The 15,164-nt window shown below is 68.0% G+C and carries 6 protein-coding genes and 2 tRNA genes; 5 read left to right on the plus strand and 3 right to left on the minus strand.

Features of this window, described 5'->3' with window-relative positions:
- Nucleotide 1: 1 nt before the first annotated feature.
- On the minus strand, nt 2-250 hold the full coding sequence (locus GFS60_RS12105; protein WP_109335012.1) for a hypothetical protein: 249 nt from the start codon (nt 248-250) through the stop codon (nt 2-4).
- A 137-nt stretch (nt 251-387) separates the two neighbouring features.
- Between GFS60_RS12105 and GFS60_RS12110 the strand changes: the two genes are divergently transcribed.
- Together GFS60_RS12110 and GFS60_RS12115 are read left to right on the plus strand one after the other, a co-directional pair.
- Nucleotides 388-460 (plus strand) — tRNA-Asn (locus GFS60_RS12110).
- A 126-nt stretch (nt 461-586) separates the two neighbouring features.
- Nucleotides 587-1,804, plus strand: coding sequence for an AI-2E family transporter (locus GFS60_RS12115; RefSeq protein WP_159921499.1), 1,218 nt, complete (start codon nt 587-589; stop codon nt 1,802-1,804).
- Here the strand turns inward: GFS60_RS12115 and GFS60_RS39090 are convergent.
- Complete coding sequence (locus GFS60_RS39090) at nt 1,745-2,065, minus strand: DUF6480 family protein (RefSeq protein ID WP_442972188.1); 321 nt, start codon at nt 2,063-2,065, stop codon at nt 1,745-1,747. The two genes, GFS60_RS12115 and GFS60_RS39090, sit on opposite strands and share 60 nt — an antisense overlap.
- A gap of 152 nt (nt 2,066-2,217) precedes the next feature.
- Here GFS60_RS39090 and GFS60_RS12125 point away from each other — a divergent pair.
- The 3 genes from GFS60_RS12125 to GFS60_RS12135 all read left to right on the plus strand — a co-directional run bounded on the left by GFS60_RS12125 (nt 2,218) and on the right by GFS60_RS12135 (nt 14,419).
- Nucleotides 2,218-2,291, plus strand: a tRNA-Ile gene (locus tag GFS60_RS12125).
- Between the two features lie 149 nt (nt 2,292-2,440).
- Nucleotides 2,441-13,075, plus strand: coding sequence for a type I polyketide synthase (locus GFS60_RS12130; protein WP_159921501.1), 10,635 nt, complete (start codon nt 2,441-2,443; stop codon nt 13,073-13,075).
- A 42-nt stretch (nt 13,076-13,117) separates the two neighbouring features.
- Nucleotides 13,118-14,419, plus strand: a complete 1,302-nt coding sequence (locus tag GFS60_RS12135; protein WP_159921503.1) for a wax ester/triacylglycerol synthase domain-containing protein — start codon at nt 13,118-13,120, stop codon at nt 14,417-14,419.
- Between the two features lie 28 nt (nt 14,420-14,447).
- Here GFS60_RS12135 and GFS60_RS12140 read toward each other — a convergent pair whose 3' ends face one another.
- Nucleotides 14,448-15,119, minus strand: coding sequence for a FadR/GntR family transcriptional regulator (locus GFS60_RS12140; RefSeq protein WP_159921505.1), 672 nt, complete (start codon nt 15,117-15,119; stop codon nt 14,448-14,450).
- Between the last annotated feature and the right edge of the window lie 45 nt (nt 15,120-15,164).

Consider the following 15,164-nt stretch of genomic DNA (forward strand, 5'->3'; position numbering starts at 1 on the left):
CTCACCGGTTCTTCAACTGCTCGTGGGGGACGAACACCGTGGTGTCCTCGTCGATCGGCTTCATCGGCTCGAGTTTGGGCTGCGTGTTCAGCGAATCGGACAGCTTCTGACGCGACACCTGCAACACCTTCTTGGTGGCCGGACTGGTGGCCACAGCCCTCGTCGCCCGGCTGATCTGTTCGTAGCGTGCACGTCCCGCCCGCGTACCCAGCACGTACCCCGCCGCGATACCGATCAACAACCGCATCATTCCCGCTTCCTCCCGGTGCACATCGACCGTCCCCATCCTGCCTGATACGTCGACAGGCAGCCGATTTGGTACTGGGGTAGGGCTATGCGCTACAGTTTCTCAGGCGTCGCCGGGAACGGCGAAGCACAGCAGAATAATCCCCTGTAGCTCAATTGGCAGAGCTTCCGACTGTTAATCGGACGGTTGCTGGTTCGAGTCCAGCCGGGGGAGCAACGAAACCCCCGCCCGGATCTTCCCGGGCGGGGGTTTCTGCTGTCCCGGGCCAATCCCGATCGGTGTGCGTGCCAGGCGGGTACATTCCCGCTGTATCGGCAGCAAACGACCGCGGGGTGTGCGATGAGCGAGGACGGCGGCCAATCGGAGCGGACCCGGTCAGCCGGAGGCATCGGTCCGCGCGACGCCCCACGCTGGCTGCGACCGGCCGTCTTCTACGTGCTCCTCGCCGTCGCCGCCTACCAGATGTCGGGCTGGCTGTTCCACAACCTGCGAGGCTTCCTGGGACTGCTGTTCCTCGCGTGGTTGTTCAGCATCACCATCGAGCCGGTCGTCGATTGGATGGCCTCTCGGGGTGTCCGCCGGGGCGCCGCCACCGGACTGGTTCTGTTCGCACTGTTCGTCGCGGCCATCGCCTTCCTGGCCCTGTTCGGAACGCTGCTCGCTCAGCAGCTGGCCCAGCTGCTGAAGGCACTGCCCGGCGCGCTCTCCTCGGTCACCGAATGGTCCAATCGTGTTCTCGACACCGATTTCGCGACTGGCGACGACTTGATTCATCTCACCCCCGACACCATCCGCGACCTTGCGCAGCGTTTCACCCCAGGGGTTCTGGGCGTCTTGTCCTCGCTACTCGGCGTCGTGTTCCAGATGCTGACGCTGCTGTTGTTCGTGTTCTACATGTCGGCGCAGGGCCCCACCCTCCGCCGGACGATTTCGAGCTGGTTCCCGGCACGGCAACAGCGCGTCATCTCCACGGTCTGGGAGATCTCCGTCGAGAAGACCGGCGGATACATGGTGTCGCGACTGATCCTCGCCGCGGTGAGTGCAGTCGCCACCGGAATCTTCCTCGTGATCATCGGCGTCCCCTATTGGCTGCCGCTCGCGCTGTGGACCGGGGTCGTCTCGCAGTTCGTCCCCACCCTGGGCACATATCTCGCCATTGCCCTGCCGGCGATCATCGCGGCGGCGGCCCAGCCGATCGACGGCGTGTGGGTAGTGGTGTTCGGAACGGTCTATCAGCAAGTCGAGAACTACATCCTTCACCCGCGGATCACCTCGCGGACGGTGTCGATCCACCCTGCGGTCGCATTCGGATCGGTCATCGTCGGCGCGTCGCTGTTCGGCGCGGTCGGGGCACTGATCTCCGTTCCCGTGGTGGCGGCGATCCAAGCGCTGGTCGAAACCTACGGGCGACGTTACGAACTCGTCGCCGACGAGAGACCGATCGACCCAGGGCAGTCCGACGAAGGGCAGACCGACCAAGGACAGTCGACAGTCACCTCAGTCGAACAGCGCGAACACGCGCGCGACGAAAAAGGCCGCGATCCCCAGGACGAGTAGGCCGACCAGCACGAAAGTGAGCACCGGCAAACTGCGTCCCGGCATCGGTTGAGGATGAGACAAGCCAGAGGTCTGCCCCGCGTCGGGTGGTGTATCCCCAGCGGGAACGCCACCGCCCTCGTCGAGTGCGGGTGCATCATCCGGGTCCGGTCCTGGATTCTGAGTGCTCACCTTGCTCCCTTCACGAACCGCGATCATGTAGCGACGACGGCTGACTGCAGAGGTACCCGCGACCGAGTCATCCCACACACCGAGCGCCACGACCGGCAGCCGAAGCGGGGCGACTCGAAAGCCCAAGGCGACAAGGACGCGACGCCGCGGAACACCCGAAATTCGCGCCGCATCCCGCCTGCCACCTCACGGCGGCGGCACGGTAACATCGGCTCGCCGCAGTCCGGACATGCCGCGGCGATGGGGCGGTAGCTCAGTCGGTTAGAGCCGTGGACTCATAATCCATTGGTCGCGGGTTCGAGCCCCGCCCGCCCCACCCCTTTCACTGTGGCGCGGAATTCGTGACCGGCGCCCGGAATTCCCTGCCACAGCGATGAGCGATCGCCTGCGTCCGAGCCGTGGTCGCGGATAGAATCGGGTTTCTGCGCTGGACCGGGGGGGCTCTCGGATTGGAGCTGATCTCGGATGGCCGATCAGGCGAAACTCCTCGACTATTTGAAGCGGGTCACCGCAGAGCTTTATCAGGCGCGGGCGAAGTTGCGCGAGGCCGAGGGGGTCAGTCGCGAACCGATCGCCGTCATCGGAATGGGCTGCCGGTTCCCTGGCGGGGTGCGGTCACCGCAGGATTTGTGGCGCCTGGTGGAATCGGGTTCCGATACCGTCACCGAGTTCCCCGAGGACCGCGGCTGGGAGCTGGCGGATCTCTACGATCCGAAAGCCGAGCAGGCCGGCAAGACGTACACGGTGCAGGGCAGCTTCCTCGACGATCCCGCGGGCTTCGACCCGGAGGTCTTCGGCATCTCGCCCCGCGAAGCGCTGGCCATGGACCCGCAGCAGCGACTTCTTCTCGAAACGAGCTGGGAAACGTTCGAACATGCCGGCATCGATCCGCGGTCCATGCATGGTCGCCAGGTCGGCGTCTTCACCGGGTTGTCGGGAATCGACTATGCGGCGCGGGCGGGCGGCATGCCGCCCGAGGACCTCGAGGGGTACTTCATCACCGGCAACGCCATGAGCGTTGCCTCCGGCCGGGTGGCGTACAGCTTCGGCCTCAGCGGACCGGCGATCACGGTCGACACCGCCTGCTCTTCGTCGCTGGTCTCCATCCACCTCGCCGTGCAAGCGCTGCGCAGCGGTGAGTGCGAACTGGCTCTGGCGGGCGGCGCGACCGTGATGTCGACCCCCGCGGTGTTCGTCGAGTTCAGTCGCCAGCGCGGACTGGCCCGCGACGGGCGGTGCAAGGCGTTCTCCGCCGCGGCAGACGGCACGGCGTGGGGTGAAGGCGCGGGGATAGTGGCGTTGGAACGTCTTTCCGACGCAGAGCGCAATGGTCGCCGGATCCTGGCCGTCATCCGCGGCAGTGCAGTGAACCAGGATGGCGCGAGCAACGGCCTGACCGCTCCGAACCGGCAGGCCCAGGAGCGGGTGATAGGGCAGGCACTGTCCAACGCGGGGCTGGGACCGGCGGACGTCGACGCGGTCGAAGCGCACGGAACCGGCACCAAGCTGGGCGATCCGATCGAGGCATCGGCCCTGCTGGCCGGCTACGGCCGGAATCGTCCCGTCGACCAGCCGCTGTGGCTGGGCTCGGTGAAGTCCAATCTCGGACACACCCAGGCCGCCGCCGGCGTTGCCGGCGTGATCAAAATGATCATGGCGATGCAGCACGGGGTTCTCCCGCAGACGCTGCACGTCGACCGGCCGACCCCGCACGTCGACTGGTCGGCCGGTGCGGTGTCGCTGCTCACCGAGCAACGGAAGTGGCCCGAGGTCGATCGGCCCCGCCGGGCAGCGGTGTCGTCGTTCGGCATCAGCGGCACCAACGCCCATGTCATTCTCGAGCAGCCCCCGACGATTGAGCCGGTGAACAGCGGATCACCTTCTCCCGCAGAGGAAGTCGTGGCGTGGTGTGTGTCCGGGCACACCGAACCCGTGCTGCGCACCCAGGCCGCGAAGTTGCGCGAATACGCCGCAGACCATCCCGAACTGACGCCTGCCGCGGTAGCCGGCGCACTGCTCGGCTCACGTGCCACCTTCGACTACCGGGCCGCGGTGATCGGGGCGGAGCCGCAGGTGCTGCTGGCCGGCCTCGACGCGCTGAGCCGAGGTGTGCCCAGCCCTCACGTGGTCAGTGGCGTGGCCTTGGAAGCCGGCGACCGGCCGGTGTTCGTCTTTCCCGGGCAGGGCTCGCAATGGGTGGGGATGGCCACAGAGCTACTGGATTCTTCGCCGGTCTTCGCCGACAGTGTGCAGGAGTGTGCCGACGCACTTGCCCCCTTCACGGACTTCTCACTGCTCGAGGTACTGCGGGATCGAGATCCGGCCTCACTGGACCGGGTCGATATCGTGCAGCCGGCGCTGTTCGCGATGATGGTCGGTCTCGCGCAGTTGTGGCGTGCACACGGCGTCGACCCGGCGGCGGTGGTCGGTCACTCGCAGGGCGAGATCGCGGCCGCCTACGTCGCCGGCGCACTGAGCCTGTCCGACGCGGCGTTGGTCGTCGCGGCGCGCAGCAAGGTGATCGCCGCATCGGCCCGGCGTGGCGGTGGGATGGCCTCGCTGGCATTGCCGCACGACAGCGTGCGGGAGAAGATCCAATCCTGGTCCGGTGCCATCGAGGTGGCGGCGATCAACGGCCCGACCGCGACGGTGGTCTCAGGTCCCGTCGATGCCCTCGACATCCTCGTCGGGCAGGTGCAGGGCGACGGCGTCCAAGCAAGGCGGATCGCGGTGGAATACGCCTCCCATTGCGCCGACGTTTCGGTGCTGCGCCAACCGATTCTCGACGCCCTGGCCTCGATCGAGCCGCACCGGTCACAGATTCCCTTCTACTCGTCGGTGTCAGGTGGTGCGTTGGACGGCAGCGCGCTCGACGCAGACTACTGGTACCGGAATCTGCGCCGCACGGTTCGATTCGAACAAGCGACGAGAGCCCTTGTGGCAGAGGGATATCGATTCTTCGTGGAGTCGTGTGGCCACCCTGTCCTGACCGTGCCGTTGCAGGAAACGCTCGAGGCGGCGGGCGTCGCCGGACGAGCCATCGGCACCCTGAGGCGCGACAATGCAGGCCTGCGCCAGTTCACCGCCGCACTCGCCGAAGCCCAGGTACACGGAGTGCACGTCGAGTGGGACCGGGTGCGGTGGGCTCACCGCGACGATCGGCAGCAGTGGGTCGACCTGCCCACGTACGCCTTTCACCACCGCCGCTACTGGCTGGAAAGTTCGGTGCCGCACGGCGATGTGGCATCGGCGGGCATGGAGACCGGGGGACACCCGATGCTCGGTGCGTCGGTCGAACTCGGCGACGGGCGTGGCGCTGTGTTCACGGGAGTGCTGTCGCCGCACCGTGTTCCGTGGCTGAGTGATCACGCGGTGAACGGCACGGTCATCCTGCCGGGCACGGCTTTCGTGGAGCTCGCCCTGCACGCAGGAAGCCGTGTCGCGTGCGGACGGCTCGAAGAACTCACCATCGAGGCGCCCTTGATGATCCCCGGCGACGGTGAGGTGGCCGTGCAGGTGAGCGTGCTCGCCGACGGCGAGGCCGGCCATTCGACGGTGTCGATACATTCTCGACCCGCGGATGCGTCGGGGGATGCTCCGTGGACCCGGCATGCCACCGGCGTCCTCACCGCGGACGTGGACAGCGCCGACTCCCCAGAGGAGTGGCCGCCGGCCGATGTCACACCGATCGACGTCAGAGGGCTGTACGAAGTGCTCGGCGACGCCGGCTACGGGTACGGCCCGATGTTCCGGGGGTTGCGGGCAGCGTGGCGCCGCGGTGACGAGCTGTTCGGCGAGGTGCGGCTGGGCGGAGAGGACCCGGCCGCTGCTGTGGCGGGATACGGGATTCATCCGGCCGTGCTCGACGCCGCGCTGCACGTTATCGCGTTCGGAGTCGCAGACACCGGCGCACGCGACGTCCGGCTGCCGTTCGCCTGGGGGACAGTGCAACTGCACGCGGTAGGCGCAACCGCCTTGCGCGTGCACATCACCACCATCGGGCCCGAGCGATATCGGGTATCGGCCTACGACTCCGCCGGCAAGTCGGTGCTGACCGCGGACTCGTTGGCGCTCCGGCCGCTGGGAGCAGCCGGGGTGCCACCCGCCGGGGCCGGCGAAAGCCTCTACCGCGTGGAGTGGATGCCCGTCGGTGCATCCGCTGCGGCCCCGGCCGAGCTGCTGCCCCTCGCGGAGGCGCTCTCCGGAGCCGATCCCGACGGCCGCGTGCTGTGGCTGGCCGGTGAACCGGGTGATCAGTCGGACGTGCCGACGCGGGCGCACGCCGTCGCCGAGTCGACCCTCCGGGCGGTCCAGTCCTGGCTCCGGGACGAGCGCCTCGCCGAGACCCATCTACTGGTCACGACCCGGCTGGCGGTAGCCGTCCGCGACGACGAACCGATCGACAACATCTCTGCCGCGCCCGCGTGGGGGCTGATCGGGGCGGTGCAACACGAGCATCCGGACCGCATCACCCTGGTCGACCTGGACATGCAGCCCGCCGACCTGTCCGATCCCGCGCTGTTGTCCATGGCGCTGGGGTGCAACGAACCTCAGCTGGCCATCCGCGAAGGGGTGCTGCTGGCACCCATGCTCGCCGCGGCAGCGCCCGCCGCGGCGGCGCCCGCCGCGGCGGCGCCCGCCGCGGGACCGGCACCCTTCGGTCCGGCCGGCACGGTCATGATCACAGGTGGGACCGGGACTATCGGCAGACTGATCGCGCGCCACCTCGTGGCGCGGTATGGGGTCCGCCGGCTGGTGCTGACGGGCCGGCACGTCCTCGATGCCGAGAGCGCGGCCCGATTGCGAGAGGAGGTTGCCGAGCCGGGTGTCGAGATCCGTGTGGTCGCGTGCGACGTGGCCGACCGCGCAGCTGTGGCGGACCTGCTCGCCGACATTCCCGACCTGTCCGGCGTCATCCACGCTGCCGGTGTGCTCGAGGATGCCACCGCCGCCGCCGTGACCCCGCAGCAATTACACGCCGTTCTGCGTCCCAAGGTGGACGGTGCCTGGCATCTGCACGAACTCACCCGCGACCGCGAGTTGTCGGCATTCGTGCTGTTCTCCTCTGCGGCGGGAGTGCTCGGTGGCGCCGGCCAAGCGAATTATGCAGCGGCGAACGTCTTCCTCGACGCACTCGCGCAGCACCGCCGCCTCCGCGGACTGCCGGCGATCTCCATGGCCTGGGGATTGTGGGACCGTCCGAGCGGGATGACGTCCCATCTCAATGCGGCCGACCTCGACCGGTTGCAGCGCACCGGCATCGACACCCTCAGCCCGGAGTCGGGGCTTGCGCTGTTCGACGCGGCGCTTGCAGTCAATCGTCCGTTGATCGTGCCGATACGGCTGTCGGCGCGTTCCTCGAAGTCCGACGGTGAGTCGGTGCCGCCCATCCTGCGCCGCGTGCTGGGTATCCGTCACCGCCGCGCTGCCGCCGCCGACGCGCCGACGGGCCTGGCCGACGAATTGCGCGCACTCGGTCCCGCAGAGCGGCACAGCCGGGTGCTGGACATCGTCACCACCCACGTTGCGGCCGTACTCGGGCATGAGGGGAAGGAAGCGATCGACCCGGAACGGGCGTTCAAACAACTCGGTTTCGACTCGCTGACCGCCGTGCAATTGCGAAATCAACTGACCACTGCCACCGGCGTGCGGCTTGCGGCGACAGTCGTTTTCGACCATCCCACTGCTGACGCGCTGACTCAGGAGTTGGTCGCGCGACTTCTCGGCAGTTCTGCTGCTCCGCAACCGGCCCAGAAAGCGCGAACCCGCAGAGACGACGACCCGATTGTCATTGTCGGAATGGCGTGTAGATATCCGGGGAAGGTGTACGGCCCGGACGACTTGTGGCGGCTCGTCCGCGACGGTCACGACGCGGTGGGGGCGTATCCCGACAATCGAGGCTGGAATCTCGACGAGGTGTACGACCCGGACCCGGATCGCAGCGGCACAACGTACATGAGCGAAGGGGGGTTCCTCCACGACGGGGACGAATTCGACGCCGCATTCTTCGGAATCAGTCCGCGCGAAGCCGTCGCGATGGACCCCCAGCACCGCTTGCTGCTCGAGTGTGCCTGGGAAGCGTTGGAAGCGGCGGGGATACGGCCCGATTCTCCCGACCTCACCGACACCGGCGTGTACGTGGGGATGATGGGCGGTGACTACGGGTTCCACCTGATGAGCCAACGCAATGTCGATGCCGAGGGCTATCTGATGACCGGCACCAGCAACAGCGTGGCCTCCGGTCGGATCTCGTACTCTCTCGGATTCACCGGTCCCGCAGTCACCGTCGACACGGCCTGCTCGTCGTCGCTGGTGGCCATGCATCTCGCGGCGCGGGCGCTGCGCGACGGCGAATGTACTCTCGCGCTGGCCGGTGGAGCGACGCTGATGGCTACGCCCGGTGTTCTCATCGAGTTCAGCCGCCAGCGAGGGCTCGCCGCGGACGGGCGGTGTAAACCGTTCTCGGATCGGGCCGATGGCACAGGGCTCAGTGAAGGCTCGGGGATGGTGGTGCTCGAGCGGCTCAGCGACGCAGAACGCAACGGTCACCAGGTATTGGCGATCGTCCGAGGATCGGCGGTCAACCAGGACGGTGCCTCCAATGGGTTGACCGCACCGAACGGGCCGTCGCAGGAGCGGGTGATCCGCCAAGCGCTGGCCAATGCCGGGGTCGGCCCCGCCGACGTCGACGCCGTGGAAGCACACGGCACCGGCACGACGCTCGGTGACCCGATCGAAGCGCAGGCACTGCTGGCTGCGTACGGGCAGGAGCGGGACGGACGGCCGCTGTGGCTCGGGTCGGTCAAGTCGAACATCGGCCATTCTCAGGCGGCGGCGGGCGTGGCCGGTGTGATCAAGATGGTGATGGCCATGCGGCACGGGGTGCTGCCCCCGAGTTTGCACGGTGATGCCCCGACGCGGCACGTCGATTGGACGGCGGGTGAGGTCTCTCTCCTGGGCGAATCGGTTGCCTGGCCGGAGACGGGACACCCCCGCCGGGTCGGGGTTTCGTCGTTCGGCATCAGCGGCACCAATGCGCACATGATCCTGGAGCAGTCGGCCGGCTCGGCCACGCCGAAGGTCTCGCCCCCGTCGGCATCGCCGTTGGTCTGGGTGATCTCCGGAAAGACAGGGGAGGCACTACGCGCGCAGGCCGCACGGTTGACCGCCTTCCTCGATCGCGATGACGCGGAACTCCCGGATCCCGCCGACCTCGCCTACTCGCTGGCCACCACTCGATCCGGTTTCTCCCACCGCGCCGCCGTGGTCGGGGAAACGCTGACCGAGCTGCGCGACGGTCTGGCTCGCATCGCCCTGGGCCGACCGGGCGGCAACGTCCTCAGCGGGACGAGTTCTCGCGGCAAGACGGCGTTCATGTTCACTGGCCAGGGCGCGCAACGGATCGGGATGGGCCGCGGTCTCTACGGTGCCTACCCGGTGTTCGCCAGGGCCCTCGACGAAGTCTGCTCCGCTCTCGACGAGCATGTGGAAAGCACTGTCCGACAGGTGATGTGGGACGAATCCGACGGTGGCGCCGCAAAGCTCGACAGTACCGAATACACCCAACCGGCGCTGTTCGCGGTGGAGGTCGCGCTCTCCCGGTTGCTGCGGGACTGGGGTATCACCCCTGACTACCTGATCGGTCATTCGATCGGAGAGATCACCGCAGCACACGCCGCGGGAGTGTTCAGCCTGCCCGATGCCGCCGCCCTGGTGGGTGAGCGCGGACGGTTGATGCAGTCCACCCGTCCGGGCCGGATGATCGCGGTACGGGCACGCGCGGACGACGTCGTGGCGCAGCTCGACGGCCGGGTCGATCTCGCGGCCGTGAACGGTTCCGAGTCGGTGGTGCTCGCGGGCAGCGAGCACGACATCGACGCCGCCGCAACCGAGCTGTCCGCCGCGGGCATGAAGACGACGAGCTTGCGGGTGGAGCGAGCCTTCCATTCGACCCTGATGGAACCCATCCTCGACCAGTTCGTCTCCGTCGTGTCGAGGCTGACCGCGCAGCCACCGAAAATTCCGGTCGTCTCCAACGTGACCGGGCGGATCGCCTCCGCCGAGGAGCTCACGTCCCCGAGATACTGGGCGCAGCACATCCGCCAACCCGTGCTGTTCGCCGACGGCATTGTGGCCCTGGACGATCTGGGCGTCACCCGACTCGTCGAAGTAGGTCCCGGCGCAGCCTTGGCCGCGAACGCCGCGGAGGTCGTCCCGACTGCATTTGCTGCACTGCCCGGACGCGGCGACGAGGCGCACGAAATCATGGAAGTCGTCGCGGCGGCCTATGTGTCGGGTGTCTCGGTCGACTGGGAGCGGGTGATGCCGGGTCGTAGCCGGGTATCTCTGCCCACCTACGCATTTCAGCGCCGTTCCTTCTGGCCGTCCGCGGCGGCGCGTAACGCCGGCGATCCGACGGAGCTGGGGCTGAGCCCGGCGGATCATCCACTGCTCGGCGCGGCGGTGACACTCGACGACGACGCGACGTTGTTCACCGGACAGCTCTCGCTGCACCGGGATTCATGGCTCGTGCCGCCGCGGGCCGAAGACGGTAGCCCATCTACGGCCGACGATTCGCACACGGTAATGCCCGCAGTGCTGGTCGAGCTCACGTTGCACGTAGCCCATCACGTCGGTCTGGACCATATCGACGAACTCACGCTGCACCACCCACTGACCCTTCCGGCGTCGGGGCTGGCCTCACTTCGCGTGCTGGTGTCGCCGAACAACGACACCAGCGGCCGCACCGTCACCATTTCGTCGAACGTGGGTGAGGCCGGCAGCGCAGACACCTGGGTTCGGAACGCGTCGGCGACCATCGACGACGTCGTCAGCTCCGAATCGGAGGTACGGCAGCACGTTTCCGCGGACGACGATGCCGAAGTTCGCCTCGGTGAAGGCGTCGACACCAGTGGCTTCGGCATCCATCCGGAGCTGCTGCAGGCAGCGCTCGAGCCCCTCCTCGGAGGCGACGGCTGGCCACTCACATGGTCGGGAATCCGTCTGCACACCGTCGGTGCGGAGGCAGTATCGGTACGTTTCTCGACGACCGAGGACGGGCGATACCGCATCGTCACTGCGGACCCCGAGGGTTCGCCTGTGTTGACCATCGATGGGCTGAAAGTGGTGCCGCGGGCAGTCGGTAGGGAAGGAGCGGGCCGCTCGGCAGGCAGCCTGCCGCTGCACCGGCTCACGTGGATTCCGGTCGAGGGCGGAGCGTCCGAGCCGGCCCTCGGCCCGGCGGTCATCCTCGGCGCAGAGGGATTCGGCGACGACGGGATCGGTTCCACCTTGCCGAACTATCCCGATATGGCGGCATTGCGGGCCGCACGGGAGTCGCTGCCCGACGGAGACGACCGACATCCGTGGACGGTGCTCGTCGGGTGTGGCACCGAGGGCGGAGGCGGGCCGGAAGCGACCCATGCGCTGTGTGCTCGGGTGCTGCAACTGCTGCAGTCGTGGCTCGACGACGACGAGGTTGCCGACAGCTCACTCGTGATCGTGACCCGTGATGCCATGGTCACCGAGGACGGTCGGGACCGAGGCGATCACCTCGAGGCTGCGGCAGTGTGGGGTCTCGTCGGCTCCGCGCAGAACGAGAACCCGGGCCGAATCGTCCTGATCGACCTCGACGATGCATCGGACGCCGAATCCGCCGTTGCCGCGGCGGTGACGAGCGGAGAACCTCAGCTGGCAGCTCGGAACAACACCTTGCTCGCGCCTCGGCTGCGGCGTCTTCGCGTCGTCGACGAATCCGGCTCGGCCCTCGATCCCCGCTCGCCCTTCGATTCTCGCGGTACCGTTCTCCTCACCGGGGGCACCGGCACCGTGGGATCACTGGTCGCTCGCCACCTGGTCACCGAGCATGGGGTCCGGCACCTGCTGTTGACCAGCCGGCGCGGACCCGACGCCGAGGGTTGCGACCAACTGCGGAGCGAACTGAGCGGCCAGGGAGCCGAGGTGAGCATCGTGGCGTGCGATACCTCCGACGAATCGGCAGTTGCCCACTTGCTGTCCCGAATACCGGAGGAGCACCCACTCACGGCTGTGATCCACGCGGCCGGAGTGATCGACGATGCCACCTTGTCCTCGCTGACCCCCGAGCGACTCGACGCCGTGCTGCGGCCCAAGGTCGACGCGGCGTGGAATCTGCATCGGCTGACCGCCACCTGCGATCTGCGCGCGTTCGTCATGTTCTCTTCACTCGCTGGAGTCCTCGGGGCGCCCGGGCAGGCGAACTACGCTGCCGCGAACATGTTCCTCGACGCGCTCGCCCGTCACCGCAACGCCCTCGGACTGCCCGCGCTGTCGATCGCCTGGGGCATGTGGGCACCGCCGAGTGCCATGACCGACAACCTCGGTGCGATCGATCTCGCTCGTGCCCGTCGCAGCGGGATGGTTCCGATGAGCGCTGCCGAAGGCCTCGCTCTCTTCGACAGTGCGTTGACCGCCGGTGTGCCGACCGTGGCGGCCGCTCGGTTCGACCTGTCCGGTTCGGCCGCTCCGTACGTTCCCGCCCCACTGCGTGGCCTGATACGGGAGGTGCGTCCGCGCGCCGCAGGTTCGGACTCGGCGGCGACCGGATCCAGCGGGTCCGGGACCTCGGATTGGGGTCAGCGCCTTGCTGATCGGTCGACGCCCGAGCAGCGGCACCTGATGCTCGAACTGGTTCGGAGTGGGGCTGCGGCCGTCCTCGGCTACGACTCTCCCGACGCGGTAGACGCCGACCAGGCGTTCAAGGAACTCGGTTTCGACTCGCTGGCCGCCGTTGCGCTCCGCAACTACCTCGGCGCCGCCACCGGCCTGCGGTTGCCGCCGACGATGGTGTTCGATCACCCCAGTCCGCGTGCCGTCGCCGAATTCCTGCGCGGAGAGCTCGTTCCGGATCCGGTGTCGGTCGCCCTGTCCGACGTCGACCGACTTCGCGCCGCCATCGCCGAGCTCGGCACCGACACCGAGGCGCGGTCGGCCGTCGCGAAACGGCTGGAAAATCTGGTGGCAGAGGTGGCTGCGCCCGAAGAGGCGCACGCCGACACGGTCGACAAGATTCACGCCGCCACCAGTGAGGAGATCCTCGATTTGATCGACCGCGGTTTGTGAACTGCCGGACTATGCAGTGTGAGCGAGGGTAGGTTCGGACGAGTGGCCAGCGAGGATCCCGATCGGCTCTCCGCCGATGACGCGCGCATCCTGGCGCTCGAATCGGCGGCAATCACCGGTCATACGCTGAAATTGATCGTCCTCGAGCCGGATACCGGACCGCTCGACCTCGACGCCCTGAGATCCTCGGTAGCGGCGCGACTTCCCGGTCGACCGCGCGCGAGGCAGCGGGTCGACACGTCGGGACCGGAGCCGCGCTGGGTCGACGCTGACGACTTCGAGATCAGCGACCATGTCCGGCGTCTGGCAGAGCCCGCCTGCGTCTCGCGGGCAGATCTGTGGCGGGCCGTCAGCAAGCTGATGTCCGAGCGACTCGATCATGACCGACCCTTGTGGACAATCGACGTGATCGGCCCACTCGGCGACGGCCGCGAAGCGATCGCGGTCCGGATTCACCATGCGATGGCCGACGGGATCACGGCGGTCCGCTTCCTCGATGCCGTGCTCTGGGATCCGCACCCGTATCCGGACTCCGGCCAGGTGGCGCGCCCGGGCATTCGCTCGGCTGCGGCGAAGCGCTCGTGGTTCGCCGAGGCCCGGCGGATGCCCGGAGCCGTCTGGCGGGAACTCGTCTCGCGCGGGTCGCGCTCTCCTTTCGACCGCCCGATCGGTGTCTCCCGGGAGGTGGCCTTCACGGTCGCCCCGCTGGCAGAGCTGAAGTCGATCGGGAAGTCACGTCCCGACCACGCAACGGTCAACGACGTTCTCCTCGCGATCGTCGCCGGTGGGGTGCGCCGATGGCTCGGCGAAAGCGCGGTGGGGCTTCCGCGACTTCGTGCCCAGGTTCCGGTCAGCCTCCATCACCGAACGGAGAGCGCGGGGGAGTTCGGGAATCGGGACTCGTTCCTCAACATCGATCTACCGCTCGGGGAGACCGACCCGCTCGAGCGGCTCGACCGGATTGCCCGAGAGACCAGGGAGCGCAAACTCCTCGGCGATGCCGAAGAACTCTACGACCTGTTCCATGCTCTCGGGCGCACGAAGCACCTCGGCAGCGCTGTGGAACGGCTCGCCGGGAGCCCGCGAGAATTCAGCCTGTCGATTTCGAACGTTCCCGGCCCGGCCGTACCCGTGGGCGTTGCCGGTCGCCGGGTCCAGCATCTCTTCTCCTCTTCGGAGCCGGCCGCGCACCACGCCCTCCGTATCGCCGCGATCTCGTGTGCCGGGAGCATCGGGATCGGGCTCTGCACCGACCCGGCGACGCTACCCGATGTCGCCCGGCTCGCGGTCGCGATCGACGACTCGTACGCGGAACTGCGCACGGCGGCGATCGGGGGAGGGTGATCGCCCGCCGTATCGGCGGTGGGTGCGGTCAGGCGTTGTCCCCCAGCAGGGTCGTGCGGACGTGCCGTAGATGCGCCCGCATCGCCGTGCGGGCGCTGTCCGGGTCCCGGTCCGCGATGGCCTCGACGATGTCCTCGTGCTCACCGCAGTATTCGCGGTGCAGCTCGGGGTTGAAGGTGCGCTTCTTCAGGCCACCCCAGATCGGTTGCTGACGGCTGTCGATGAGGAGTTGGCTGACCCCGATCAAGACGATGTTGTGGGTGGCGAGCGCGAAGCTGTGGTGCAGCGCGGTGTCCCATCTCTCGAACTCTTCCGAGGAGCGGGCGCCCTCCCCGCCGCGCAGGCAGCGCCGCATGTCCTCGATGTCGTCGCGGGTCGCCGCGGCCACCGCCAGTGGGAGCAGCTCCGGTTCGAGGATCAGGCGCGAGCTCATGATCTCGCTGGGGCTGGGATGGTTCGCCGTCTCCGGGTCGGCGGTCTCCCGCGGGGCGAGAAACGTGCCCCGGCCGACGTAACGCACCACCGTTCCCCGGTGTTCGAGGTCCTCGAGGACGGACCGGACCACGGCACGGCTCACACCGGCGTCGGCGGCCAGTTCCCGCTCTGTCGGCAGCTTGTCCCCCGGGCCCAACTGCCGCTCGGCGACGACGGCTTCGATGTGCCGCAGAGCGGCCGCCGTAGGTCCCACAGCCAGGGTCACAACAACTCCTCTCGACGAACCAATTTGAACCAATTATAGGGGCTT

It is taken from the genome of Rhodococcus sp. WAY2, assembly GCF_009859915.1.
Lineage (GTDB): Bacteria > Actinomycetota > Actinomycetes > Mycobacteriales > Mycobacteriaceae > Rhodococcus_F > Rhodococcus_F oxybenzonivorans.